The 26,730-nt window shown below is 37.3% G+C and carries 25 protein-coding genes; 1 reads left to right on the plus strand and 24 read right to left on the minus strand.

Going from position 1 to position 26,730, the window contains the following annotated elements; all coding sequences use genetic code 11:
• The first annotated feature begins 172 nt into the window (after window positions 1–172).
• Window positions 173–388 carry a hypothetical protein gene (locus MHH50_RS24780; RefSeq protein ID WP_340033558.1) on the plus strand — a complete coding sequence of 72 codons (216 nt, stop codon included), beginning with the start codon at window positions 173–175 and terminating at the stop codon, window positions 386–388.
• Window positions 389–794: 406 nt separating this feature from the next.
• Here MHH50_RS24780 and MHH50_RS24785 read toward each other — a convergent pair whose 3' ends face one another.
• The 24 genes from MHH50_RS24785 to yihA form a co-directional block, all read right to left on the minus strand.
• Window positions 795–1,442, minus strand: a complete 648-nt coding sequence (locus MHH50_RS24785) for an NAD(P)-dependent oxidoreductase (protein WP_340033559.1) — start codon at window positions 1,440–1,442, stop codon at window positions 795–797.
• A 5-nt stretch (window positions 1,443–1,447) separates the two neighbouring features.
• A complete protein-coding gene (gene ccsA / locus MHH50_RS24790; RefSeq protein WP_036685126.1) occupies window positions 1,448–2,275 on the minus strand; it encodes a cytochrome c biogenesis protein CcsA in 828 nt (275 codons plus the stop codon).
• Window positions 2,276–2,280: 5 nt separating this feature from the next.
• Window positions 2,281–3,678, minus strand: a complete 1,398-nt coding sequence (gene hemA, locus MHH50_RS24795; RefSeq protein ID WP_076194493.1) for a glutamyl-tRNA reductase — start codon at window positions 3,676–3,678, stop codon at window positions 2,281–2,283.
• Window positions 3,679–4,423: 745 nt separating this feature from the next.
• Window positions 4,424–5,068 (minus strand): YdcF family protein, encoded by a 645-nt coding sequence (locus MHH50_RS24800; protein ID WP_076310629.1) that lies wholly within the window; start codon window positions 5,066–5,068, stop codon window positions 4,424–4,426.
• Window positions 5,069–5,071: 3 nt separating this feature from the next.
• Window positions 5,072–6,067 carry a dTDP-glucose 4,6-dehydratase gene (gene rfbB / locus MHH50_RS24805; RefSeq protein WP_076310630.1) on the minus strand — a complete coding sequence of 332 codons (996 nt, stop codon included), beginning with the start codon at window positions 6,065–6,067 and terminating at the stop codon, window positions 5,072–5,074.
• Window positions 6,068–6,095: 28 nt separating this feature from the next.
• A complete protein-coding gene (gene rfbC / locus MHH50_RS24810; RefSeq protein ID WP_076310631.1) occupies window positions 6,096–6,656 on the minus strand; it encodes a dTDP-4-dehydrorhamnose 3,5-epimerase in 561 nt (186 codons plus the stop codon).
• 20 nt (window positions 6,657–6,676) lie between these two features.
• On the minus strand, window positions 6,677–7,555 hold the full coding sequence (gene rfbA / locus MHH50_RS24815) for a glucose-1-phosphate thymidylyltransferase RfbA (protein ID WP_076220850.1): 879 nt from the start codon (window positions 7,553–7,555) through the stop codon (window positions 6,677–6,679).
• 261 nt (window positions 7,556–7,816) lie between these two features.
• Complete coding sequence (locus MHH50_RS24820; protein ID WP_076310632.1) at window positions 7,817–8,983, minus strand: nucleotide sugar dehydrogenase; 1,167 nt, start codon at window positions 8,981–8,983, stop codon at window positions 7,817–7,819.
• 229 nt (window positions 8,984–9,212) lie between these two features.
• Window positions 9,213–10,664: a flippase gene (locus MHH50_RS24825; RefSeq protein ID WP_340033560.1), complete on the minus strand. Its 1,452-nt coding sequence runs from the start codon at window positions 10,662–10,664 to the stop codon at window positions 9,213–9,215.
• Between the two features lie 135 nt (window positions 10,665–10,799).
• Window positions 10,800–11,891, minus strand: a complete 1,092-nt coding sequence (locus MHH50_RS24830) for a glycosyltransferase (RefSeq protein ID WP_340033561.1) — start codon at window positions 11,889–11,891, stop codon at window positions 10,800–10,802.
• A 162-nt stretch (window positions 11,892–12,053) separates the two neighbouring features.
• Complete coding sequence (locus MHH50_RS24835; protein ID WP_340033562.1) at window positions 12,054–13,163, minus strand: EpsG family protein; 1,110 nt, start codon at window positions 13,161–13,163, stop codon at window positions 12,054–12,056.
• Window positions 13,160–14,077: a glycosyltransferase gene (locus tag MHH50_RS24840; RefSeq protein WP_340033563.1), complete on the minus strand. Its 918-nt coding sequence runs from the start codon at window positions 14,075–14,077 to the stop codon at window positions 13,160–13,162. Before MHH50_RS24840 ends, MHH50_RS24835 begins: the two co-directional genes overlap by 4 nt.
• Window positions 14,078–14,104: 27 nt before the next feature.
• On the minus strand, window positions 14,105–14,995 hold the full coding sequence (locus tag MHH50_RS24845; protein WP_340033564.1) for a glycosyltransferase: 891 nt from the start codon (window positions 14,993–14,995) through the stop codon (window positions 14,105–14,107).
• A gap of 89 nt (window positions 14,996–15,084) precedes the next feature.
• Window positions 15,085–16,224, minus strand: coding sequence for a glycosyltransferase family 4 protein (locus MHH50_RS24850; protein WP_340033565.1), 1,140 nt, complete (start codon window positions 16,222–16,224; stop codon window positions 15,085–15,087).
• 21 nt (window positions 16,225–16,245) lie between these two features.
• The gene (locus MHH50_RS24855; protein WP_076220411.1) at window positions 16,246–17,115 is read right to left on the minus strand and encodes an NAD-dependent epimerase/dehydratase family protein; all 870 of its coding nucleotides are present in this window, start codon (window positions 17,113–17,115) and stop codon (window positions 16,246–16,248) included.
• Window position 17,116: 1 nt separating this feature from the next.
• A complete protein-coding gene (locus MHH50_RS24860) occupies window positions 17,117–17,743 on the minus strand; it encodes a sugar transferase (RefSeq protein ID WP_076220410.1) in 627 nt (208 codons plus the stop codon).
• Window positions 17,744–17,835: 92 nt separating this feature from the next.
• Complete coding sequence (locus MHH50_RS24865; protein WP_076220409.1) at window positions 17,836–18,879, minus strand: copper amine oxidase N-terminal domain-containing protein; 1,044 nt, start codon at window positions 18,877–18,879, stop codon at window positions 17,836–17,838.
• A gap of 2 nt (window positions 18,880–18,881) precedes the next feature.
• Window positions 18,882–19,577 carry a hypothetical protein gene (locus tag MHH50_RS24870; protein WP_340033566.1) on the minus strand — a complete coding sequence of 232 codons (696 nt, stop codon included), beginning with the start codon at window positions 19,575–19,577 and terminating at the stop codon, window positions 18,882–18,884.
• 25 nt (window positions 19,578–19,602) lie between these two features.
• Window positions 19,603–21,435, minus strand: a complete 1,833-nt coding sequence (locus MHH50_RS24875; RefSeq protein ID WP_076281886.1) for a nucleoside-diphosphate sugar epimerase/dehydratase — start codon at window positions 21,433–21,435, stop codon at window positions 19,603–19,605.
• 41 nt (window positions 21,436–21,476) lie between these two features.
• Window positions 21,477–22,163 carry a CpsD/CapB family tyrosine-protein kinase gene (locus MHH50_RS24880; RefSeq protein WP_036685074.1) on the minus strand — a complete coding sequence of 229 codons (687 nt, stop codon included), beginning with the start codon at window positions 22,161–22,163 and terminating at the stop codon, window positions 21,477–21,479.
• Window positions 22,144–22,923: a Wzz/FepE/Etk N-terminal domain-containing protein gene (locus MHH50_RS24885; RefSeq protein WP_036685072.1), complete on the minus strand. Its 780-nt coding sequence runs from the start codon at window positions 22,921–22,923 to the stop codon at window positions 22,144–22,146. The genes MHH50_RS24880 and MHH50_RS24885 overlap by 20 nt, the downstream gene beginning before the upstream one ends.
• A gap of 119 nt (window positions 22,924–23,042) precedes the next feature.
• On the minus strand, window positions 23,043–25,034 hold the full coding sequence (locus MHH50_RS24890; protein ID WP_340033567.1) for an S-layer homology domain-containing protein: 1,992 nt from the start codon (window positions 25,032–25,034) through the stop codon (window positions 23,043–23,045).
• Window positions 25,035–25,169: 135 nt separating this feature from the next.
• Window positions 25,170–25,952 carry a CpsB/CapC family capsule biosynthesis tyrosine phosphatase gene (locus tag MHH50_RS24895; protein ID WP_340033568.1) on the minus strand — a complete coding sequence of 261 codons (783 nt, stop codon included), beginning with the start codon at window positions 25,950–25,952 and terminating at the stop codon, window positions 25,170–25,172.
• A 104-nt stretch (window positions 25,953–26,056) separates the two neighbouring features.
• The gene (yihA, locus tag MHH50_RS24900) at window positions 26,057–26,725 is read right to left on the minus strand and encodes a ribosome biogenesis GTP-binding protein YihA/YsxC (RefSeq protein ID WP_036685063.1); all 669 of its coding nucleotides are present in this window, start codon (window positions 26,723–26,725) and stop codon (window positions 26,057–26,059) included.
• Window positions 26,726–26,730 lie beyond the last annotated feature (5 nt).

The following is a 26,730-nucleotide window of genomic DNA, read 5'->3' on the forward strand; positions in this document are numbered from 1 at the left end:
ATCCAAACCCAAACTAACCAATTAACTACTCTCACTCTAAAAAAGGCATTATTGCCTTTGAATTCGCTACTTCGGATGATCCCCACCAAATTTGAGGCATTTTTGCCTTTCATAAGCTCCTTCGGCGATTGTTGCTCATTTATAGGGCATTTTTGCCTCTCTTTTTGCTAATTTGGCTGTTGTTGTTCAATTTAAAGGCATTTTTGCCTTTCTTTTAGCTCCTTCGACGACTGTTGCTTATTTAGAGGGCATTTGTGCCTCTCTTTTTGCTAAATTGGCTGTTGTTGCTCAATTTAAAGGCATTTTTGCCTTTTATTTAGCTCCTTCGACGACTGTTGCTTATTTTAAGGGCATTGTTACCGTACATTCCACCATCTCAGCTACTTAAGTCCAATTCAACAGCATTTATACCGTACATTCCGCCATCTCAGCTACTTAAGCCCAATTCAACAGTATTTATACCGTACATTCCACCATCTCAGCTACTTAAGCCCAATTCAACAGCATTTATACCGTACATTCCGCCATCCAAGCTACTTAAGCTCAATTCAACAGTATTTATACCGTACATTCCACCATCTTAGCTACTTAAGCTCCATTCAACGGGATTTATACCGTACATTCCACCATCTCAGCTACTTAAGCTCGATTCAACAGTATTTTTACCGTACATTCCGCCATCCCAGCCACTACGAGCCAACTCAGCCATTCATTATAGTTACTCAAAACCGCTCATCCACTTCATATCTTAATCTAACCCAATTTTCTAATCTTTACAGTGTCCACGCGCACTTTTACTCCACCCGTTGCTCAGCAATCCAAGCGTCCATATCCTCCGGGCTCCACGCTATGAAGGTACCCTTACTCATCTCGTTCAACACATCCAGCGTGCCAAGCTTCCGCAAAAGCCTTCCACGAACTTCAGCAGAAGGTTCTTTTTCCTTAATCCGGGTTCGCATGGCATGCACAAAATCCAAATATGGCTCATACGCCGCATCCAGCGCTTTTTCAAGCACATTTTTGATCTTCGTTGCCGCAAGCGGGCCAGCACCCGAAGTAGATACAGCTACCGTCAAACGTCCCCTCCGAACCACTCCGGGCGTGATAAAGTTTCCCGCTTCCGCATGGCTGGCCACATTCACATGAATTCCAAGCCGTCTAGACTCCCGCGCAACCTCTTCATTAACCGCCCTATCGTTAGTGGCTGCATATACGAGAAAGGCCCCACGGAGATCTCCGGGAGCATAAGTACGGTCCATCCAGATCAGAAGACCTTTTTCAGCTAGAGAATCAAGCGGATCTGTCAAAGAAGGACTAATCACCTTAACCGCCGCTCCAGCTTCCAACAGCCCGCTCACCTTACGTTCAGCCACGACACCACCGCCAATAACCACACAGTGCTGCCCTTCACAATCCAGCATTATGGGTAAATAACGCGTCATGCCCTTCACTCCCCGCTCCAACCGTGAAAATCAGACCAAGAATTCAACAGAAAATTTAAGATAATAAAAGCATATCCTAAAATCGCCCAGCGAGCCATACTTACTCCACTTTTCCGCCCGGACTTCTTAAAGATAATATAAAATATGTAAATCCCAAGACCGATAAGAGTCGTTAATACTTTTAAATCCTTCAATAAAAGCGTCCGTCCCTCAGATACTATAGATAAACCCGCCACCACCAGCGATATTCCCAGCAAAGGAGTGCCCACCAAAATAGCGGTGTAAGAGTATTTATCTGTAGTCTCCAGGTTCGGCAAACGACGGATCCGGTCGCTCCATTTCTTGCTTTTGAGTCTGGTGTGCAGGAACAAGTACAATATTGCAAATACCGTTCCTAACGTCAGTGCTGCAAAACTCATATTTGCCAAAATCACATGCATCGTCAGCCAGCCATACACCGCACTCCAAGTCTCAAGCGTATGTCCACCCGCCGTCAGCCACACCCGATTAAGCAAAAAAACACTAAACCCAGCCATACTGAGGAGCAAAATCGTAAACTCGCCACCACGTGTAAAAGCCACCGCAAGCGAAGTCAGCACAATACTAAACGCGAACCAAAACAAGAAATCATAAGGTGTAAAAATAGGCAGGCCTTTCTCCTGAGAGAAACGAATTCCAAGTCCTGCAACTTGCAAAAGACCCACAACAACAAGAAGCCCCGTGCCTAACCGCTTCCCACCCGGACTCCTTTTAAGGCAATCCGAGAAAACAAACAGCAGGCTCAGGGCATAGACCAGCAGAGCGGCATCATATATTCCGTTCAGCAGTTGCATATTATTCACCCACCCAGCAAGCCTGCCGGAGCAAGCGCCGTTTTAGGCACAGAGAAATCAGCGCTGCCAGCCGTACGTTCTCCAGAACTAGACTGCTTCACCGGGGCAATGTCTCCATCATCTGAATCGGATTTGAGCTGTTCCTGCAACGCAAAGATTTTGGAAAAATAATCAAGAGCTTCATTCCCTTGCTTACCGCCGGACAGCTCTTTAATTACATTGATCGGATCATGCATCATCTGGTTCACGATACTTTTAGTCAGGCGGCGGATCACTTTCCGCTGATGCTCGTCCAGCTCGGGCAGCTTGTTGAACAGACTCTCCATCGTTTCTTCATGAATCGTATTCGATTTATCCTGGAGCGCCCGGATCACCGGTCTTACCCCAAGCGTCTTGAGCCACAGTTGGAACTCATCCATTTCTTCGCTGATCATCACTTCAATCTTCGCAGCTTCACTTCGGCGCATTTCCAGATTGTTCTCCACAATGCCCTCCAGATCGTCAATATCATACAAAAAAACATCCGGCACACTTGCCGCCGCAGGATCAATATCACGTGGTACAGCAATATCAATCATAAAAAGCGGCCGCGAAGGGCGGCGTTTCATAGCATGCGCTACCTTATCAGCCGTAAGCACATACCCGTCTGCTCCTGTTGAGCTGATCACGATATCTACTTCATTTAGAGTTGTTAACGCATCTTCAATCGTGCTTGGCTTACCCGAGAACTTCTCCGCCAATTCAATCGCACGCGACAGCGTACGGTTAGCGACAATCACTTCTGCCGCACCACTACTGTATAGATGTTTCACGGTAAGCTCGCTCATTTTGCCGGCGCCGAGAATCAGCACTTTTTTCCCAGTGAACATGCCAAAAATCCGCTTGCCCAGCTCCACAGCCGCATAACTGACCGATACTGCGCTCTCGCCGATTGACGTTTCACTATGTGCTCTTTTGCCGAGCGTCACCGCTTGCTTGAACAACCGATTGAACCAAGTTCCAGTTACACCCTCAGCCTGAGCTGTGAGAAAAGAACTCCGCACCTGTCCCAGGATCTGCGTCTCCCCAATCACCATGGAATCCAGGCCGCAGGTCACGCGGAACAAATGCGCAATCGCCTGTTCGTCTTCATAAATATACATATGCTGAGCAAATTGCTCGCTTTTCACACCAAACCATTGCTCCATAAAGCCGCGGATGAAATAACCAGCCATATGAAGGCGGTCCATCACCACATAAATTTCCGTACGGTTGCAGGTAGCTACTAAGACCCCTTCTAGCACACCCTTCGTCTTCATCAGTTGATGGAGCGCTGCCGGAAGATCACTTTCCGCAAAAGCAAACTGTTCCCGAACCTCCACGGGAGCCGTACGATAATTCAGGCCAACGACGACGATGTGCATCGATAGTTCACCATCCTAGTCTCTATAAGTTGCTGAAATCCAATTATATAAATTAATATCTTACATACCGTTCACTTTCACAACATCTCAAAACACTGTGTTAAGTATATCACACGAAAATAAGACTTTTTACAGATTTTTTGAACGCTTTATGAAATCCAGATAATAATTATTATAAATAAAAAACCGTAGGTTCGCTACGGTTAGGATGAGTTATTTTTAGCTAATTTATAAGGTTGTGATAGCAAAAAGGAAACATTAGGGCCTACTAGTTCTTAAAATCGTCAAAAAGTCCGTTCTCAAAAAAAAAATAAGTCACTGCTCAGTGACTTAAAACTTCTCAGGTTTCTTAACTTTTATCGACGCTACTTCTCCACACTTTTTACAAAATGTGAAGATAACTGGTGAGCCAAAAGAGAAGGTTTTCCCAATAGGCATGACGTTAGCATATCCGTTGCTCATTTCGCCTTTAACGAATGTAGTTCAGAAGTCGCCGATGCTTAGACCAAACTTTAACCCAAATACGATTTTCATCATCTAGATAAAAACGAATATTCACTAATTTTAAAGGCGTCCATATTTCTTTAAAATAGTAATTAGGCATTTGGCGTCTCTCCCACGAGAATAATATTGATATAGTTATAAGTATAAAACTATTAAACAATATTGTTTGTCGTAATGCGCCTTAAGCCAAGATAAGAAAAAAACTGTTTTTGTCGGATTATAGTGAACATTCTACAGCAGATTAGCGAAACCAGTTCTTAATGTGATCAAGAGTACTTTTTGCCTCCGGACCATTGTAACCAAAGGTGTTGCCGATCATTTTTACATACTCGTTGAACGTTGTTTCTCTACTCTTTCGGTCACTCCACCAGCGTTTAGCGTTATATCCTGATGCAGAACCCACATACGTCAGCTCAATCTCCGATTTTTTATACACACGACCAAAAAGAAATTTCACCCTCCGCATGTGAAAGTCAGAGGAAACAACAATCGCAGATTTAAAACCGTATTCCTTCATTATAGGAAGAGTGTACTCGGCATTCTGATGAGTGCTTTTTGCCGCGTTCTCAGTATAAATAACATCCTGGGGTATGCCTAAGGCTAGGGCATTTTGGACCATGTCACCCGACTTACTTGTAGACTCTTTAGCATTGGAAAGAATTATATAAGGAGCATAGCCTGCTTTATATAACTCAGCTGCCTTTTCCACACGACCTTGACCTCCGCTTAGGACGATGATCACATCTGATTGTTTGGGAGATTCAGTTAGAGCTAAGAAGCGGCCTGCACTGAAGAAACCAGTAATCAACAATAGTAAGCATACAAAAAGGACAAATCTTCTATTCATTAAATTACCTTTTCTTTTCTTAACAGATAAATCATTCATAAATCACTTATGCGATTCGTTACTAAGGATTTGTTGCCACCATTCAGCATTATCAATATACCATTGGATCGTCTGCGCAATTCCGGTCTCAAAAGTATAAGTTGGCCTCCAACCTAAATTCTCAAGTTTCGTTGGATCAATGGCGTAGCGTTTATCATGTCCTAATCTATCTGTTACAAATTCAATCAAATCTTCAGATTTCCCCAAGGTACTGATAATCGTCTTAACTACTTCAAGATTAGTTCTCTCATTATGACCACCTACATTATAAACTTCACCACTTACTCCTTCGTGCATAACAAGGTCAATGGCCGCACAGTGATCCCAGACATGGAGCCAGTCGCGAATATTTTTCCCGTCTCCGTATACAGGAACCTTCTCTTCATTTAATACTCTTGAGATGGTCAGTGGAATCAGTTTTTCAGGAAAATGATAGGGACCGTAATTATTCGAGCAGCGTGTTATGTTCATTGGTAAACCAAAGGTCTCATAATACGCACGGACTAGCAAATCAGACGCTGTTTTACTAGCACTATAAGGACTGTTAGGCTGCAAAGGTGTTTCTTCGGTAAAAAATACAGTAGTATCAAAATCGAGTTCGCCATACACTTCATCCGTAGAGACATGGAGGAATTTAGTAATGCCGAATTTTTTAGCTGCATCCAGTAGTACCTGTGTCCCCATAACATTCGTACGAACGAATATCGCAGGATCAGTAATTGAGCGATCCACATGACTCTCCGCAGCGAAATGAACAACATAATCGAATTTTTCCAACTCAAAAAGAGACAATATTGCCTCTCGGTCAGCAATGTCAGCTTGAACAAACCGATAATTGGATTTGGACTCAATATCCTTATGTTTCGTTAGATCACCCGCATAAGTTAGCAAATCCAAATTCACAATATCATAATGCGGATATTTATCTACCATATACTGTACGAAGTTGCCTCCAATAAATCCGGCACCACCCGTAACCAGCATCTTTTGCTTACTCAATGAACGCACTCCCGATCTATTAGCTTTATTAGTTATTGTAAAAAAAATTCAAATTAGCCTCTTTTAATAAAGGCGCCTTCTCATCTTTGGCAGATAATACCGGTGTAATATGAAGAGGCCATTCGATGCCAATAGAAGGATCATTCCACAAAATACCCCCATCACATTCCGGGGCATAAAGCTCATCGCACTTATACTGAACCTCTACGTCTTCTGTTAGTGTCATGAATCCATGTGCAAATCCTTTTGGGATCAGCAGTTGCTTCTTGTTCTCAGCATTCAGTTCAATGCCGAACCATTTACTATAGGTAGGACTACCTTTTCTGATATCTACGGCTACATCAAAAATAGCACCACGTGTACACCGAACCAGCTTCGTCTGTGCCTTGGGATGTAATTGAAAATGCAAACCACGTAATGTTCCTTTAGTTGCAGAGTAAGATTGGTTATCTTGTACAAACTCCATATCTATTCCATGCTCTTTAAACTTAGCTCCGCTATACGTCTCCATAAACCAACCGCGGTGATCCCCAAAAACAGCTGGTTCAACGACTAATACGCCTTGCAAAAAGGTTTCTGTAATTTTCATCTCTGCCACACTTTCAGTTATTAGTATTGTATTTTACCTGTTGCTACTTTCATCAAATACTGACCATACCCTGTCTTACTCAACTTCTCCCCGCATTTCCACAAGTGTTCTTTAGTAATCCATCCATTAATATATGCAATTTCCTCCGGAGCCGCGATCTTGATTCCTTGATGATCTTCAATAGTCCGTACAAAGTTAGTTGCGTCAACAAGACTTTGATGAGTTCCTGTATCTAACCAGGTGAATCCCCGACCTAGAAGTTCCACATCAAGCTCACCAAGATTTAAGTAAGCTTCATTAATGGAGGTAATCTCCAATTCCCCACGTGAAGAGACCTCAACATTCTTAGCAATCTCAATAACTCTGTTATCATAAAAATATAGACCAGTAATTGCATAGTTAGATTTTGGTTGAGTTGGTTTTTCTTCCACGCTTAATACTTTGCCTTCTGCATTAAACTCTACCACACCGAAGCGCTCTGGATCTTGTACATGATATCCGAATACCGTTGCTCCTTGTTGTTTAGAAGAAGCACGTTGCAACATTTTCCGCATTCCATTGCCATAGTAGATATTATCTCCAAGGATCATGGCAACTGAATCATCACCTATAAAAGATTCCCCCAAAATAAAAGCCTGCGCTAAACCATCAGGACTTGGTTGAACTTTGTATTGTAGAGAGATACCAAATTGGGAACCGTCACCTAATAAGCTCTCGAACCTAGGCGTGTCCTCTGGAGTGGAAATAATAAGAATCTCTTTAATACCCGCTAGCATTAATGTGGATAGTGGATAATAGATCATTGGTTTGTCGTAAATGGGTAAAAGCTGCTTACTTGTGACCATTGTTAATGGGTATAGGCGCGTACCGCTACCGCCTGCTAGGATAATGCCTTTCATTGTAATTTTCTCCTTTAATCATGATTTTTTCTACATTGTCTTGTTATAGAAAATCCAGTAACCTATCAGTATTCAAGAATACGATTGGTAAAACTTCATTTATAAAGTTCTCTTATAAGAGAGGGTCAAATCATACTTGAGCTTCCTAAAAGCAATTATCACAATAATTAAATTTTCCACTTAGTAAATACAGATTATTTAGGAACTAAATTTCATTTTCATAATTAATCGTTATAGAATTGGTAGAGATATTCCCTTCACTTAATCTGTGCTAAATAGATCTCTTGTATATATCTTTTGTTCAACATCTCTAATGTCATCCGATAGTCTATTTGCTACTATTATATCTGATATTTCCTTAAACTCATTTATATCTCTTATTACTCTAGAGTTAAAAAATTCATCCGTATCAAGAGCTGGCTCATAGACTACCACTTCAATACCTTTTGATTTAATACGCTTCATAACACCTTGAATTGATGAATGCCTATAGTTATCTGAATTCATTTTCATTGTTAATCTATAAATCCCTACTATCCTCGGCTGTCTTTTTAATACCATTTCTGCGATGTGATTTTTTCTCGTTCTATTTGCCTCAACAATTGCTGACATTATATTTTGAGGCACATCTGCATAATTAGCAAGTAATTGCTTAGTGTCTTTAGGCAAACAGTATCCACCATATCCAAATGACGGGTTATTATAATGACTTCCTATCCTAGGATCTAGACATACACCTTCGACAATTTTTTTTGTGTCTAATCCTCTTATTTCCGCATATGTATCAAGTTCGTTAAAATATGAAACTCTTAGAGCAAGAAATGTATTAGCGAACAACTTTATTGCTTCTGCCTCTGTTGAATCAGTAAACAAAACCGGAATATCCTCCTTAAGAGCACCCTGAACTAATAAATCAGTAAACTGCTTTGCTCTTTCAGATTGCTCCCCAATTATAATACGATGTGGATACAAATTATCGAATAAAGCTTTACCTTCTCTTAAAAATTCTGGAGAAAAGATAATATTTTCCGTTTCAAACATTTCTCTCACTTTCATTGTATAACCCACTGGTACTGTTGACTTTATAACAATCACAGCTTTAGGATTTATAGATATTATATTTTCAATTACAGTTTCAACAGTACTTGTATCAAAATAGTTTTTCTCTGAATCATAATTGGTTGGTGTAGCGATAATGACATATTCCGCATCTTTGTAGGCTTCATAATTATCAGTTGTTGCAGTTAAATTTAATTCCTTAGTTGCCAGATATTCTTCAATTTCTTTATCTAAAATAGGGGACTTTTTATTATTTATCATGTTTACTTTTTCTGGAATAATATCCAAAGCACTAACTTCATTATGCTGTGCTAACAAAATTGCATTTGATAATCCTACATAACCCGTCCCTACTATTGCAATTTTCATATTAAAATCCCTCCGAAAATATCAAAAAATTATATTTGCTTTTCACACAGACAATACTAAAGGTTTAAGAAAAAAAGTTTATATCATCAAATTCAAAATAATGGGCAAAAGCTATTGTTCATCATTTCCGTTTTTTCTTGACAGAATGCTCTTTTACCTCAAAATTCAGATCAAAATTACTCTTTAATTCAGAAAACAAACGAATTTACTCTGTCTTAAGATTTTGTGGTCAACGTTTAAAAATCATCTTTTTCGCCTTATCTATGATAAACATAGTAATTTGCTCTCGCATAATCACAAGAACAGCTAGATAAATAACTCCCCCTAACACTATGCCAACTAAAAATGAAAGTAATAAATCAGGTATAGTAATCTGAACTAACAAACCAACACCACCCATTATTAATGCGGCTAACAAGTAGGTCACTGTAGATTTATTAATAAATTCCACTTCTATATAGTTTAGTTTTTTCTTGGCTATATAGTAACGCAAACCGACTGCAAAAAATTCAGACACCACTCTTACAATCCCCGCCCCTATAAGGCCTATTACAGGTATTAATATAATATTGAGCCCTAAGCTTAATAAACTTGTAGTTACTGCACAATATAAACCGAGCTTTTCTTTTCCTGATGCAACCAGAACCTGATACTGCAGAAATGTAGATAAAGGAGAGAATATTATCATAATAGACATAATTTGCAATAAAACTGTAGTCTCTAAGAATTCCTTACCACCTAATATATACATAATATTAGAAGCATAACACATGCATCCAACTGTAATTGGAATAGTAATCCATAAGATATAGTTTGGCACTTGACTTAACAGATTTCTGAATTTTTCATTATTATTTTCTCTGTAATAGGAGGCACGTGGCAAAGTCACATTAGATATAGATGTAGATACTGAAATAGCCATATTTATTACAACATTACTTCTATTCATAAAAGCCACAGACTTCGAATTAACTAAGAAGCCTAAAAGTACTTGGTCTAAATTTGTATAGATGTTAACTATAAAAGTATGTACAAAAAAAATACTTAATGGTTTAAAATGTTTAGTGAAATTCGTATTTCTAAGTTGTATCTTTACAAACTTCCTACTATAAATAAAATTTAAAATTCCACTCAAACTAGTTGATAATATACTTATTAAGCCAAAGATGACATAGTGGCCTTCTTCTTTTACAAAAAGGAAAATACAAATTAAAGAAATCACCTTAAAAACTGTACTTCGAATTGTAATATAACGATATTCTTCAATTCCTTGATAAAACCAATCGATAGAGAACATATTTAAAATAATACTCAGTGACATTATTAAGAACAAAGAAAACTCTGAATTAAATTCTTTCACATTAAAAATTACATATAAATAAATTATAGTAACAATAATAGACAATACACCATTAATAATAAATATTTCTGAGAAAAGTTTATCTAGATCTTTGCCTTTTTTTTTAATTTTCGCAACTTCTCTAACCCCATAGGTAGTAACACCAAATGCAGCAAATAAAACAAACCAATTTACAACTGTAGATGCAAAATTAACTTTACCTAAATTAGTTGCACCCAATACTCTGGAAACATATGGTGCAGTAATAAGTGGAAATAACAAATTCAACCCAGTATATATTAAATTATATATAAAATTCCTCACTAATGATTTTTTTTGCATATTCGTACCTAAACCTATCAATATTCATATTTTTTTAATACTTTTACATTCATCATAATTAACGGAGAAAAGGGATTAGTCATCAAACTATAAATAGTTTTATTTACATAGCGCTCAATATCCTATTTATTTTCTTCATTCCTTTATATAATTCACAACTTTCTTCCATGTAACTGAGACATCAAAATTTTTTTTAGTATAATTGTTAATATTAAGACTGATTTTTTCTTTGCTTTCCCCAGAATCATAAACTTGATTATAAAATTCTAAAACTTCAATCATATCAATAGGAGAATCGTCTGCAGTTACACGCATATAATATTTATATGTTGGATCTGCATCAAGTTCAGTTTCAACTCCTGATATTATAGGAAGTCCCTTGGCACCATACTCTTTACCTTTTAATGAACTATTGTAATAAACCTTAGATCTATGTCTCCCCATTGCATCTAATCCAATCTCACATTTATCATATATCTCGTCTAATTCTATCCCTTCTTTTCTTCCACAAAATTCAACATAATCGTTCAAATTATATTGATCAACCAATGTTTTGTATCTTTTTAACTCATCGCCTTCTCCAACTAAATATAGATTTATTTTAACGCTAGGATTATTACTTTTATAGTATTTATACATTCCCTCCAAAAACCTATCATATCCGTGCCAAAACACATAATTGGCTACTGCAATTACATTGATATTTTCAGTTGCAGTTGCTACTTTTTTCATAGTTATTATATTTGTATTGACAGCATTCGATAATTTTAATGTAGGTATATTAAATATCATTTCATCATTAGAAAAAGTGAGTATTTTATCTACAAATTTGTGTAATTTCCTCCGATTCCATCGGTCCTTTGATAAGATAGTCAAATTTTTCAAGGATAATTTCACTTCATTATCATAAGGATATGTTGGTATTTCTATAATTATTTTAATATCCGGATTACTGTTTTTAATATTTTTCAACATTTTTATAAATTGAAAATCGCTATTTTGATATCTAATATATATAAACTCTACTTCATTTATCATTTTTTCATCGATATGCCATTTATGCAAACCAGTAAAGGGAAACTTTCTTAATATACTATCTAGAAAACCCCATCTATCATTATTATTAGTATCAATTATTTTGACAGAAATATTTTGATTTTCAAAATAGTCAATTTGCATATTTATTTTTTTCCAAATACCTACTAAATTCTTATTAATTGGAGTCATATAAGCTAGTCTCATCCTTGTAATCACCATCGATTCATTTATATTAAATATGAAATAAGTAATAATTGAAATAAGTAATAATAATGTCAATTATTTAACTAAAACCGCATAAAAGCTTGTAACTTTATCAATATATTTATTAATTATGGAAATATGAATGGATCAATAATTATTATTAAAAGCTATATTATAAGGTAACAAAAAATAATAATCTAAATTCAAATAAAAAACTATCAGTATACTACCATATATAAAAATACCTAAATTCACAAAGAAACGCATCTCACGCTTTTGAAAAGTGCCACTGAAACTAGAGAATAAAATTAATTGAGAAATCCATAATGCATATACAAACCTGCTTATTAGTGGAATAATACTAGATAAACTCAATAAACCGATACTTAAAATGTACAAAGCCATATATATATCTATATGTTCATTATTTTTTTTCATTTTTTTCAATGCAAGACTAAACGGAATAATAGGTACGGAACATACTAATAAATATATAATTCCATTTGTATCATTATAAATAATTCCATCATATATTTCGAATCTTCTATAATTTGTTAATATATAACGGATAAATAAATCGAATATATTAAGGCTAAAAGGCATTAATATTGCTAAAAAAGCACTAATGTATAACATGCGTTTCTTTAACTTTTCCACAAAAAAAACACTTAACAATAGAAAAGCTATTAAAGAATTGTGTATTAAAGTTGCTACTAAAACTGTGATTATGTATTTTAATAATTTTTTTTCAAAAATGAATCTTAAACTATAGAAGATTATTGATATTCCTAACATATTTCTCATAATACTGAAAGTAAAGAAATACAAAGTAAATCCATAGGTGAATATAGCTATACCTAAGTTTATTTTTTTAGACTCATATAACAATCCTTTATAGATAAAATAATTGGTTAGTATCGCCATTATCACAAATATTGATTGGGCATTACCAAAAAAAATGTAACATAAATAATTAAGTACTTTGAAAATTATTTCTACAGTTTGAACCCTTATATCATTAATACCATTTTCAGCTATCACCTGATAAATATATCGATAAGTATCATAATCAGCACCAGTTCTATATCTAAATGCAACAGGAAAAGTCAAAATAAGAAAGGACAATAGCATAAAAAATCTATTATATTCAACCCTATCTTTTATTTTTTCTTTTCTACTAATTTGAGAAATATAAGCCAACACACTTGAAACGATAATAACTAAAAAATAAAAAAATTGCGATCCTAATATTGTCATTTCACTTCACCGTTATAATTCGACATTTCATTATAATTGTTAGCCATGCCATCATAAAGACCCTTAAATGCAAATTTTAATTTTCTTAATTTATCGTTTTCATATAAGGAAATTTTAACTATATTAATAATGTCGTGAAGTAATATCTTAAGGGTCCATTTAGGAAAAAAAATAAAATATTTTTTAAAAATATACAGACTATTTCTATAATAATAATATCTTCGAATATACGAATGGTTGGATGTAGCTACAGTTGTCCATAAGAACCTATGCCTATTGATATTTCCAATTTCATGTCTTATTTCAACACAATCTAGTTGCACAACATTGTATCCACATTTATTAAGTCTCAGACAAAATTCATGATCCACATGGTCAATAAACAGCTCACTTTTATAACCACCTATTTTATTGGCTATATCAACATTGTTTAAAGATCCTGATGTTATTGAAGTTAGTACTCTTGTACCATTCTCAATTTTCCCTCCAGGAGATTTTACTTTAATATTGTTTATATCCACAAACTTCGGTGCAATAATAGCTAATTTCTCCTTTATATCACATTCATTATAGTAATTTAACATTTGGCTAATTAAATCATCGGGGCATTCAGTATCTTGATCTAAAGTTAAATACCATTTGTAGTGATTTTGTGTCGCAAAATCCAAAATTTGATTAAGAGCATATGCTATTCCTTTGTTCTGATCATTAACAATTAATTTAATATCCAGATTTTTTTCTCTTTTAATTCTCAATATAAAACCTTTAATATCCTGTTTATTTACGGAACAATTGTCAATTAGTATTATTTCATTCACCTGTCCATATATTGATAATACATTCTTCTCTAATTTTTCAAGGTCAGGGTTATATAAAACAACCCCAGCTAAAACATTTTTATACAGTTCAACCAACTCCTTCTTGATGAATAGAGATGCTATTTACCATACAACACTTTTATCGGGTACTTTCCCCTTTATACCACGCTTAAAATCTTTATATCCTGATTTGCTGGCTTTCAGCTTCTTTAGTTTGTTTTTTTCACACAAAAAAATGTTAAGTATTATTCGAGTTAAGCCAATAATATTTTTAATTCTAAGTTTGTAGTTATGCTTAAATTGGGATTGTAAAAATAAATTATTTCTCACCATATAATAATATCTAACATCAGAATGATGGAGTACCCTAAATATTCTATTATACAAATTATCGTTAACTATTGCTCCAACTTGCTGAGCAAAGTAGGAATTCCCCAACCTTAACAGTTTATATTTTTCTTCTAATAATTTTTGTGATAAAAAGTTATCTACATAAGCAATAAAATAATCATCTAGCGGTAAAATTTTACTCAAGGCTTTTACATTGATAAAACTTCCTGAAGTCATACAAAAATCAACATATTTTTCTTCATTTTCTCTCAGAACTGGTTTTGCTTCAATAAATTTTTTCCTCTTTTTGTTGTAGTACAATTTCGAATAATTAGGAGAATATATACCTATATTTTCATCATAATTATTTTCAATATATTCTTTCATGTTATAAATATTCTTATCATTATATATACTATCCTGATCCATTGTTAAGATAAAATCATATTTTTTGTCAATTGCGAAATAAAAAGCATAATTCAAAGCTTCAGACATTCCCGAATTACCATTCATTTTATGATATACACAGTTTCGATATTTTTTTAATTTTAATGCCGTTTCTAAATTTGATTCTTCCGAATTATCAATTACTAAAACTTCCTGAAAATTATTGCAATATGTTTCTACCCTTTTAATTGCACTTTCATCAGGATTATAAAAAATAATCGTTGCAACGTATTTCATGATTCCCCTCCTACAAAAACAATACAATTCTAATATTTTTAGGATGATATTTTGTAAATTAGCAATGGGTATTTAGAAGATATTGTAATTCAAATCATTTCAGAATATATCTTCTTCATTTTCTTATTCACAACCTCTTTATCATATTTAGCGATATCAATACTATTATGTAACCCCATCTCTCGACGTAATTCATCATTTCCAATTAATTTATTCATACAATCTTTATATCCATCTATATCATCCACTTCTACTAAATAGCCATTTCTTCCATCCTCAATTAAATCAGTATTTCCTCTAATCTTTGAACAAACAACTGGCAATCCTGCCAACATAGCTTCCATCATAGCAACTGGTAATCCTTCTTGTTTCGATGGAAAAACAAATAAATCTGCGGCTAAACAAATTTCAGCTATATCTTTCCTAAACCCCAGAAATTCAACCTTATCATAAACTCCTAGATCATTTGATAATTTTTTTAGGTATCCATCTAAATCTCCATAGCCGCATATTAAATATGAAATATTTAAATGCTTTATTTTTGCTAACGCTTTAATAATAACTTCATGATTTTTCCTTTTGCTTAATTCTCCAACTGACAATATTATTATTGTATCTTTTGTAATTTTCAATTCAGATTTTTTCTTATCTTTTTCTAGATAAGGTATAACTTTACTAGTATCAACTCCTATACCAGGGACATATTCAATTTTTTTCGCCTTAAATGATTTCTTAGCTATACTATAATCTTCTTTATTAATAGTAATTAATATGTCTGTAAATCTTGCCAACCACTTTTCAATTGGATAATAGAGACTCCAGTTTTTCATGGGTGCTCCTTTGAAAAAATGAAAGCCATGTGCTGTGTATATGACCCGTGTTTTAGTTTTATAGCCAGCAAGTCTTCCACAGACTCCACCTATCGGTGAATGACAATGAACAAATTCATATTTATTTTTAACCATCAAATTCTTAACTTGGATAAATGCTTTAGTATTTGCCTTAAAATCAATTAACTTCCTTGAAAAATCCACATGAAAAAAAGGTATTTTCATTATTTTCAATTCTTTTTCGAACTCTTCTACTCTTTTTTTTGAACTTGTACTACCCTGTTTGAAATTCGCAGCTACATGAACTTCATAACCCATTTTTATTAATATATCAATATTCATCATATTAAATTGATCAATCATTGAAGCAACTGAAGCTAATATTAAAACTTTTTTCAATTCTATTACCTAACCTTTCTTTTACTTCTCGGTCACACCAATTGAATCTTGCAGGTCCCAAACTCTATAATTTTCTTTATATTCACTCATACCTTGCTCATAAACTAAATTACCGAATGCTTTATTTACTGTACCTACAAAATTCCCCATAAATTTAATTAATGGATTAAAAACTCTTGTGAGTTTTACATTCTTCTGATGAATCTCTGAGATCAATCTAACCATTTCAGTCGTTTTTACATATTCATTATTTTGCGGAAAGTACACTCCATTTTCATTATTGTCTATCATTAATCGAATAAATTCACAAAGATTATCTATATGAAGCATACTTCTTTCATTGTCGATGTCAGGAAATATTGGTAATTTACGTGCATAGCTTGCCAATTTCGGATAATTCCCTTTAGAGCCCTTACCATAAATCATAGGTGGTCTAATTATAACCACCTTGAAATCATCACTCTCTAGGAGAGAAATACCTTCCTCTGCCTGGAGCTTACTATTACCATAAAAATTCGATGGCTGAGGTTTCGTATTATTATCTATGATTCTTTTCTTATTGATATGGCTACTATCACCATAGACGATAATACTACTTGTGAAAATAAACTGCTTAACGTGTTCTTCTTTTGCCTTTTCCGCAACTTCTATCGCCAAATCGCGGTTAACTTTATAATATTGCTGCTCCATACTTGGGTCCGTAGATACATGAGCAATTCCAGCAACATGGAGTACTACATCATAAATTGAAAAATCATGTTCCTTCCATTCCGTGCCTCTAACCGATAGCTCCACAACTTCGTATTGATCTGGCCATTGTTCCAGCCACTTTATAAAATTTGTACCCACATAACTACCTTTACCAGTAATTAATATCTTTCGTTTACTCATTTTATAAAGTTACTCCTTTAGTAGAAGACACTTCCTGTTTTGTTGTTCCTTCTTTTACACCATCAGATTTCAGAACACTTAGGATAGTCATAAAAAAAACCTTTATATCAAACTTAAAAGAAAGGCTTGCAATATATTCCCCATCCAGACTCGCCTTCTTCTCAATAGGTAACTCATCTCTACCATTAATCTGAGCCCATCCAGTCAACCCAGGTTTGATATCATTAGCTCCATATTTATCACGTTCAGCAATTAAATCATATTGATTCCATAATGCAGGACGAGGTCCCACGATACTCATTTCACCTTTTAGGATATTGATAATCTGAGGTAATTCATCCAAGCTTGTTTTTCTTAGGAACTTACCTACTTTAGTAATGAAGAAATCAGGATCTTCCAGTAGATGCGTCGGCATGTCTTGTGGTGTGTCTGTACGCATTGTTCTAAATTTTAGTATGTAGAATTCCGATTTATTTTTACCTAAACGTTTTTGTTTAAATAATATAGGGCCTTTGGAAGTTGTCTTAATTGCGATCGCAATGATTAAAAAGACTGGCCATAACACTAGCATCCCAATTAAAGCTAATAGAAAATCTATGGTTTGTTTCGTGTAAACATAAGGTCTCATAAGTTCACCTGATCCTTTTAGTTACTATTTCTCCATATATGTAGATCATCTCTATGCCAAATGAGCATAGAGATGATCTTCTTACTACTCTCTTAATTCGCCATCTTCTCAGCTATATCTTTACCCGCCTGAAGCTGTGCCTCAAATTCACTTTTATATTGACTAATAATCTCCGTACTATAGCCATTGCTGTTCAGTTTTTGTTCAGTGTCAGCAACTATACTATTGAAGCTAGCGGTAAATGAGGCCAGCTGTTGCAACCCTTTTTCTTTAATGCTTTTCTTACTCGCTTCATCTGTCGCTCCAAGATACTCAAACCCAATACTCATTAATGTCGATTGACTCTGATTTTTAAGCGCCGTAAGCTTAGCTTCTGTGTCACTAGTGATAGTTTCATATGAAACCTTTCCAGTTCCTGCAGAACCACCACCTGTTGCACCTGTACCACCTTGTGCACCTGTTGTATCCGTTGGCGCTGGTGTCGCTACTGGAGATGGATCCTTGCCATTGTCATTGTTTGTCGATCCATTAGTGGTTTGTTCCTGATAACCCTTGGAAACTGCAGTAATGGTCTTCGTCTTCTGATCCCAGCTAATGTTATGACCTACAGATTCCGATAAAAAACGTAGGGGTACATATAAGGAACCATTCAGTATAAAGCTAGATTGGCCTGTAGGCAAAGCCTTGGTTGCACCGTTAAATACATAACTTGCCTTAACTTGATTGAGGGCAATATTCTTCGCTGCTGCTGAAGTACTTTTCCCGTTCGTTGCATTCATTAGGTATTCTTTAATCACAACTAGCTCTGAGCTGCTAGGCTCTGCAACTGTAACTTTAACGTTTTTAGCATCCCAAGCTACACTCTTCTGTAAAGCATATGACATAAAGCGCAATGGAACATACGTTGTATTGTTGTACATGAATACATACTGGCCTGCGGGTGGCTGAATACTCACGCCGTCAAAAATCAAATTCACGTTCATACTTTGCACTTTAATCGTATTAGTTGCAGCCTTAGGCGTTGCACTTGGTACTGCCGCTGCTGATACTGATATAGGTGCGGATGCTGTTAAGGGTGCTAAACCAATTGAAGCAATTAATGATAAAGCCACGACTGATAGTGTTGCTTTAGACATATTTATTCACTTCCCTTTTCTTTCGCTTTTAGTCGTTCTTCTTCAGCAATAATTTGGTCACGTGTTTTTCCTTGACTAACTCCGTACTTTTTAGCAATTTGAGATAACTCATTGTATTGCTCATCAGATACTTTACCGAGAATGATACTGCGTGCTTCTCGCTTTTCTTCTACGGTTAAGCCACCTTTGGCTAATTCTTTTAGGCGGTTAATATCAGATACGCTAAGTTGACCAAGTACAATAGAAGCCACATCTGCTTTATCTTTAATCGTTACATTTTCTTGAATTTGCTTAGCTTTATCTGTGGAGACCTGTGCTGTGTAACCATCTGAAGAGCCACCTTTTTGATCTGATGATGGAGCTTTGGTCGGTTCACTAGTAGTAGAAGCTGTTGTTTCTCCACTAGGTTTAGCTTTATTTTCACTGCTTTGATTACTATTTTCCTCATCATTTACTGGTGGAGTAGAAGGTACCGCAGACTCTACAGGTTCGACATTACCATCATCAACTGTATCAGTTGGTGCCGTTCCTTGATCTTGACCACCAACATTATCCTCAGACTCCAGATCAAAACCATCTGCCATTGAATTCATCAGCTTATCGACAGCATAATTCGCGGCGAACAAACCGCCAACACCCAATACTACAATAACTGACAGCGTCCATAAAAGGATCTTTTTCCATCGTTTGTTGAACACTTATATATCCCCCTTTATGAATTAGTTAGCTAATAGCGACTTGGGCAACGGGCTGCATCGGTACAATCTGATTGATTATTTCGCGTATAATTTCTGGTTCCTCAGCGAGAACACGTTCCAAACGTTTAAACTCCAGCTCTAACTGATTTAGACTTATTACATTAGGTCTACCAATGAAAATTCTTCCATGATCTGTAGAACCTAGATTTTCTTCATCTGTAAGCAACTCTTCATATAACTTCTCACCCTCACGAATACCGGAGAAATGAATATCAATGTCCTTATAGGGTTCATATCCAGAGAGCGTAATTAAGTCTTCCGCCAACGTTAGAATCTTAACCGGCTCTCCCATATCCAGAATGAACACTTCTCCGCCTTTGGCGAAAGAACCAGATTGGATGACAAGCTGAACAGCTTCCGGAATCGTCATGAAATAACGCACCATTTCTGGATGAGTGACAGTCACTGGCCCTCCGGCAGCGATTTGCTGCTTAAAGGCTGGAATCACACTACCACGACTGCCAAGAACATTCCCAAAACGCACAGCAGAGAACTTTGTTTGACTTGTGGTGTGCAGGCTCTGCACATACATTTCCGCAATCCGTTTAGTGGCACCCATTACACTGGTTGGGTTAACCGCCTTATCAGAAGAGATCATTACGAATCTCTCGGCACCATATTTATCTGCACAATCCGCAACATTTTTGGTGCCAAAAACATTATTTTTAATGGCTTCCGAAGGATTACGCTCCATTAAAGGAACGTGTTTATGTGCTGCTGCGTGAAAGACCACATGCGGTCTATGGCCACTGAATACATCCATCATCCGACTGCGATCCTGCACATCTGCTATCACGGTTACAATGTTCAACTCCGGAAAACTCTTACGAAGCTCCATTTCAATTGTGTAAATACTGTTCTCACCGTGTCCAAGTAACATTAGCTTGTCCGGACCAAAAGGAGCAATCTGCCGGCATAACTCTGAACCAATAGAGCCCCCAGCCCCCGTAACTAGCACCGTCTTATGATGTACATAACCTAAAATACTGTTCAAATCAGCTACGATCGGTTCACGACCTAATAAATCTTCTACGCTAACATCCCGAAGTTTCTTAACTGATATTTTTCCAGCGATCAGATCATTAAGAGCCGGTATAATCTTCAGCTTTGCTCCAGTCTTTTTGGCAAGATTAATAATTTCAGAAATCTCAGTACGTGAAACAGAGGGCATGGCGATGATTATCTCATGAATTTCTCTTTCTTTCACAATAGCTGGGATTGCATAACGATTTCCAATTACAGGAACACCCATAATGTACATATGGTATTTATTCGCATTATCATCAATGAAACCGACTAATTTGGTATGCGCAAAAGAGGGTCCCATCATTTCCCGAGCAATTAATATCCCACAATCACCAGCACCTACAATTAGTGTATGGGTCTTAGTGTCTTTGTAATTGATTCGATCATTATGAAGTACTCTCCACAAAAATCGGACTCCACCTACTAATAAAAGAATAGTCTCCATCGACCGAACTTCTATGGCAAGAGGTACTCTATCCGGCAAAATTAGATACGCCAGTGCAAATGAAAATAAGGACCCTACTACAATAGCTTTAGAAACCGATATAATCTCACCGATACTGGCATATTGCCACATTCTTCGGTAAAGACCGAAGTATATCAGGCTTCCACCGAATGCAAATGTTGCAATCAAACCAAATTGCAGCATCTGTACAACGTATTCCTGAAGAGCATGGTTAGGGTACCGAAACAAATAAGATGTCACAATACTGAACCAAATGATCGCAAGATCAATGAAGAATAAAAGAACCACTCTAGATTTCGCTGTCATTTTCAGTGCCTCCAAAAATAACATTTTTAATTATGAATAAATCAATTTCCATAGTAGTAGTAATAGTACCCTTCACTAGCTTTACGTTTTACATTATTGAGAACAACACCAAGCATTTTTGCACCAACGCGATCAAGATTAGCTTTAGCTTTTACTGCGATATCGCGTTTCACCTTACCATAGCTGACAACCATAATAACGCCATCACTCTTCGAGGCCACAATTTGTGCATCCGTAACCGCTAATAATGGTGGAGTATCAATAAGAATGACATCATACCGCTGACGCAAATCCTGTAAAAGAGTGCTCATCCGATTAGATGCCATCATTTCCGCCGGGTTGGGCGGGATTGGTCCAGAGGTCATGATTGAAAGATTATTAACACCGGAATCTTGGACAGTGTCCTCAAGAACTGCCTGCTGAGACAGTAGAGAGGATAAACCAAAACGGTTACTTAGTGTAAAAGTCTTATGTGCCGTTGGCTTCCGCAAATCGGCGTCAATCAACAATACTCTTTTATCTGCTTGTGCGTAAGCTGCCGCCAGGTTAGCAGATACCGTAGATTTACCTTCTTCCGGCCCGGAGGAAGTGACCATAATCACTTGAATAGTCTGATCTACAGAAGAAAAATCAATATTCGTGCGCAATGCGCGAAACGCTTCAGAGACAGGAGAGCGTGGGTTCGTAACGGTGATCAGATGGCGTTGTTTATTTGGAAGCTGTGACATGTTCGAGGTCCCCCGCCTTTCTGGATGATTGTTTCTGTGTTTGTGCGGCACCTTGCTTGCTTTCATCTTGACCCAATCTTGTAATCATAGCTATGGTAGGCAAACCAAGATACTTCTCAATATCAGCTTCTGTCTTCAGGGTGTCATCCATATATTCCAGCAGGAAGGCAATCCCTAAGCCAATCATCAAAGAGACGATAAAAGCAATAGCCATGTTCAGTAAAACATTCGGTTCTACCGGCCGTGGTTCAACAGTTGGATTCACTTTAGCTTCATTCAGAATCGATACATTTTCCACATTAAATAGACTTGGAATTTCTTCCTTGAACACAAGTGAAATGGCATTCACGATTTCAGCAGCCCGCTGATAAGAATTATCTCGAACGACAAGTGTCATCACCTGCGTATTATTTACGGAACTCACATTAACCTTTTTTAATAGCTCTTCCGCAGTAATATTGAATTGCGGATAATCCTTTGTAACAATATCAAGGATGGCCGGAGTCTTAATAATTTCCTTATACGTATTAATTAATTGAATATTGGTATTAATCTGGTTTAAATCAAGCTGCCCCACCGCTGACTGCGTCGGTGTTTGGTTAACGATAATCTTCGTGGATGCCTCATATACCGGGTTTTTAATATACAGACTATATACACCAGCAATACCGCACACCAATACAACTATGCTGAAAATGAGCCATAGTCTCTTCCTGACGATCTGAAAATAATCGCGAAGATCCAATTCTTGTGATGACAAGTGAAATTACCCCCAAGCTATTTCTGAAATATTTCGATGCCTGTTCAAATCTTCCCTATTTGCAAAAAAATCGCCTCCTCTCACCTACATGAGAGGAGGCTGTATACTATGAGTTTTATTTACTTGAAGTTAATAGTACGGTAGATAATTACTGCTGCTTCAGCACGGGTAGCTGTATCGTTCGGGTTGAACTTGCCAGCATTTCCGATAACCAGGTTGTGGCTTGCTGCAAACGCTACGCCATCTCTTAGGGATGCGCTGATCTTAGCAGCATCAGAGAATTTACTGATTGCAGTAGAATCTGTTTTTGCATCAGGATTGATAGATTTCAACGCACGGGAGATCATTGTTGCCATTTCTGCACGTGTAATAGTTGCATTAGGATCAAATTTGGCCGCACTGCGTCCAGTGATAATCCCTTTTTCTGCTGCAACTGCTACATATGGTGCATACCAAGCAGTTGAACTTACATCGCTAAAGCTTTGTACAGCAGAGTTGTTTTCCAGGTTAAGCGCACGAATCAACATTTTGGAGAACTCAGCACGAGTTACGTTGCTCTTCGGTGCAAATTTACCTGCTCCGACTCCTTCAATCGCACCTTTAGCAGCTACGACTTGAATTTGTCTACCAGCCCATGCTTGTACAGCAGAAATATCATTAAAGGAGACTTTATTCTCAAGTACTGCGTAAGAAGAGAATGTATCACGTGGTTCTACGATGAAATCTCCATCAAGAACTCCACCTTGGAATTGCAGGTCGCCGTATACAAGCTTACCAACGGAAAGCAATTCTTTATCAAGACCATCAGTATTCTTAAGTGGCAATTTGATAGTAATTGGTTGTTTAAATGTGCTTTGTACTACACCGTTCACACTAAGTGTGAATTCGTACACATCCGAAGCCAATTTCAGCTTGGTAACGGAAGTTACAACTTCTGGTTTAGCTGTAGTTACTGTCAATGAAATCGCTGTGCTGAATTGGCTTACAGGAATCGTTACAGTTACACCGTTGAAAGTAACGGCGATATTCGCAATACCTTTAGCTTTTGCAGCTTCAATAATGGCTTGGGAAAGTGGAACTTCAACTGTAGTAGCGTTTACTGTTCCCAGATTCAGGGTCAAAGTAAGACCAGTTTTACCAGGGTTCGCTGCAACCAGTTTATCAAATTCCTTAATTACATCAGCATCAACCAATTTCAAGGTTGCTTTACCGTCAACAATGCTTACGAGCTTAGATACGTCATAGATTCCTGGAGTTTGAACAGGAGCTACAGGCGTTGTAACACTTCCATTTCCGCTTCCACTACTACCATTACCGTTGCCGTTGCCATTACCGTTGCCATTATCGCCTAATCCGTAGGCTTTAATATAAGCAAATGCAAGTGATTTCGCCGCAGGTTTTGCGGATTTAATATTATTGTTCAGGTTTTTCAGTGTTTCTTTCACATCACTAGCAGTAACTCCAAGCTTGTCCAACGCTTGACTTACTGTGAGTGCTCCTGTTCCTGTTGTATGGCTCAATACTTTTGCAATAGCTTCATCCAACAAAGTATCGTAACCGGATTCGGATGTGAGAATTGCCAACAAATCTGAAGTTGACTTGCTGCTTACCAGATCACGAAGTTCTGTTTCAATACTGCTCAAAAATTCAGCAACACTATCAACAGTAAGTCCAGACACACCCGCTTTAGCTGCAATTTTGCTTACCAAAGCAATGTTTTTGTCATCGTTACGGATCACTTGGATTCCGGAGAAGTCATTTCCATAGACATCGTAGACTACACTAGTAACGCTTTGGAACAATTTAAGTGATGTTTTTGTTTCTTCTCCATCCAGTGAAAGCTTGTTCAGTACTGGAGCAAAAATTTCTGTAAATTCTTTCTCACTCAGTGCTGCAACCTCAGTCTTCAAATTGTAGAGATAAACTGCATCTGTTGCGGTCAATTGTTTGTAAACAGCAAGAACCTTATCCTTAACTGCTGCACTGCTACTAACTGTAGCCGCAGATGCTGTGCCTACTGCTCCAAGGCTTCCCAACGGAAGACCCGCAACGGATGCTGCTACCATACTTGCTGCTAATGTTGATACTACTAGTTTCTTTTTCAAAGTCACTAAATATCCACCTCTTCTTATGTATTAAAATACTGTACTACCATAGACCTAGAAAAATTCGCCCAAATGCTACGCTATTACGTATAGCATTAAATCACCCAATAAAACCCATTCTACCACTATTAGGTAGATTAGTCAGCCCTTTCGGAAAAAAAATCCAAACAATTTTTGTCGGTTTCCCCTTGTTTGTACGTGTTTTCCATGAATAACCTCGCCATTGGTCATAATTTGCTGAGCATTGCCGCGAACATAGTCACGCATCTCAGGGCCTAATTCTTTCTCCATAACCACATAAGCAGCGTTTAATCCAAAAGGACGATGAACACTGTCATGTGCATCAGAGGCCAACACATGTACTGTATTTCTACGGCATAGCTCCAGCGACAATTTCTGTAGCTTATTTCCGAAAACGCCTGCAAGACTCTGTGCGGTTACCTGCCCAAGTGATCCTAGCTCTATCAATCTCTCTAGTTTAGAAGGATCAGCAGCTATTTCAGCATTGCGCTCCGGATGGGCGATGACCGGAACGAACCCTTGAATGATCAGCTCGTGGCAGATTTCTTCCATGTTACGTGGTACTCGTGAAGAAGGCATTTCCAGTAAAATATACCGCGAATCTGCAAGACTCAGCAGTTCCCCCCGCTCCAGATCATTCAGCAGATCACCGTAGATACGGATCTCTTGACCTGGAAGAACAAGCAGTGGATTACCAGCCTGACGAAGTCTCTCATTCATCATCTCCACAGCTTCTTTAATCTTGGGGGCATTATTCATATATTGACCGTTGGCATGATGTGGCGTGGCGATGACTGAAGTAATCCCTTCTCTGTGGGCGTCTTGCGCCATGGCAAGAGCAGCTTCCCAATCAGAGGCTCCGTCATCCAAAAAGGGTAAGATGTGGCAGTGAATATCTATCATATGTTATCTATCGGTCCTTTTCCATAGAAATTTTAGTTTTATCAACAAAAAAATACAACCATTCCCACCAGGAATGGTTGCTTGATTGTAAATGAGTTCATATCTTACGCTTCGGTTGACTCCTCTTGCTGAGATTCATTTGCTATCATTTCAGCATCCTCTGAATCCGGAGATTCATTCTCAGAAGGGCGAATATACCCATCGATTAAGCCCCAAAGCTCGTCTTTGCCGAGACCAATTTCCGAGGAGAATGGAATAAAATTATCCCCTGGCAGCACGCCCAGCTCCTGCTTCATGGTCTTGATATGCTTTTGCCAGCGTGTCTTCGGAATTTTATCCGCTTTGGTCGCTACAACACACATAGGAAGATCATAATGCTTCAACCAGTCGAACATCATCTTATCATTGCTGGTAGGCGAATGCCGCAGGTCCACAATAAGCAGAACAAGCTTCAACGTATCGCGCTCAGAGAGGTATTTCTCAACCATTTTACCCCACACCGCGCGTTGTGTCTTGGAGACTTTGGCATACCCGTAACCTGGAAAGTCAACAAAATACATGCTGTCTTCATTGATACGGTAATAGTTCATGTGTTGTGTCTTACCAGGCGTGGAGCTTGTCCGAGCCAGATTCTTACGGTTAATCATTCGGTTAATGAGGGAAGACTTCCCCACATTGGAACGCCCTGCCAGAGCAACCTCTGGCAAGGAATCATCAGGGTACTGATCAGGGCCAACGGCACTGATAATAAATTCGGCAATATTAACTTTCATAGGAC

The organism is Paenibacillus sp. FSL H3-0302, from assembly GCF_037982245.1.
Classification (GTDB): domain Bacteria; phylum Bacillota; class Bacilli; order Paenibacillales; family Paenibacillaceae; genus Paenibacillus_AQ; species Paenibacillus_AQ odorifer.

Excerpts from the sequence above, each read along its gene's own strand:
- MHH50_RS24865 (WP_076220409.1), bottom strand. The coding sequence starts at position 18,879 with ATGTCTAAAGCAACACTATCAGTCGTGGCTTTATCATTAATTGCTTCA.
- MHH50_RS24825 (WP_340033560.1), bottom strand. The coding sequence starts at position 10,664 with ATGCAAAAAAAATCATTAGTGAGGAATTTTATATATAATTTAATATAT.
- MHH50_RS24835 (WP_340033562.1), bottom strand. The coding sequence starts at position 13,163 with ATGACAATATTAGGATCGCAATTTTTTTATTTTTTAGTTATTATCGTT.
- hemA (WP_076194493.1), bottom strand. The coding sequence starts at position 3,678 with ATGCACATCGTCGTCGTTGGCCTGAATTATCGTACGGCTCCCGTGGAG.
- MHH50_RS24800 (WP_076310629.1), bottom strand. The coding sequence starts at position 5,068 with ATGAATGATTTATCTGTTAAGAAAAGAAAAGGTAATTTAATGAATAGA.
- rfbA (WP_076220850.1), bottom strand. The coding sequence starts at position 7,555 with ATGAAAGGCATTATCCTAGCAGGCGGTAGCGGTACGCGCCTATACCCA.
- MHH50_RS24785 (WP_340033559.1), bottom strand. The coding sequence starts at position 1,442 with ATGACGCGTTATTTACCCATAATGCTGGATTGTGAAGGGCAGCACTGT.
- MHH50_RS24830 (WP_340033561.1), bottom strand. The coding sequence starts at position 11,891 with ATGACTCCAATTAATAAGAATTTAGTAGGTATTTGGAAAAAAATAAAT.
- MHH50_RS24855 (WP_076220411.1), bottom strand. The coding sequence starts at position 17,115 with ATGAGTAAACGAAAGATATTAATTACTGGTAAAGGTAGTTATGTGGGT.
- MHH50_RS24820 (WP_076310632.1), bottom strand. The coding sequence starts at position 8,983 with ATGAAAATTGCAATAGTAGGGACGGGTTATGTAGGATTATCAAATGCA.
- ccsA (WP_036685126.1), bottom strand. The coding sequence starts at position 2,275 with ATGCAACTGCTGAACGGAATATATGATGCCGCTCTGCTGGTCTATGCC.
- MHH50_RS24895 (WP_340033568.1), bottom strand. The coding sequence starts at position 25,952 with ATGATAGATATTCACTGCCACATCTTACCCTTTTTGGATGACGGAGCC.
- MHH50_RS24880 (WP_036685074.1), bottom strand. The coding sequence starts at position 22,163 with ATGTCACAGCTTCCAAATAAACAACGCCATCTGATCACCGTTACGAAC.
- yihA (WP_036685063.1), bottom strand. The coding sequence starts at position 26,725 with ATGAAAGTTAATATTGCCGAATTTATTATCAGTGCCGTTGGCCCTGAT.
- MHH50_RS24845 (WP_340033564.1), bottom strand. The coding sequence starts at position 14,995 with ATGAAATACGTTGCAACGATTATTTTTTATAATCCTGATGAAAGTGCA.
- rfbC (WP_076310631.1), bottom strand. The coding sequence starts at position 6,656 with ATGAAAATTACAGAAACCTTTTTGCAAGGCGTATTAGTCGTTGAACCA.
- MHH50_RS24875 (WP_076281886.1), bottom strand. The coding sequence starts at position 21,435 with ATGACAGCGAAATCTAGAGTGGTTCTTTTATTCTTCATTGATCTTGCG.
- MHH50_RS24860 (WP_076220410.1), bottom strand. The coding sequence starts at position 17,743 with ATGAGACCTTATGTTTACACGAAACAAACCATAGATTTTCTATTAGCT.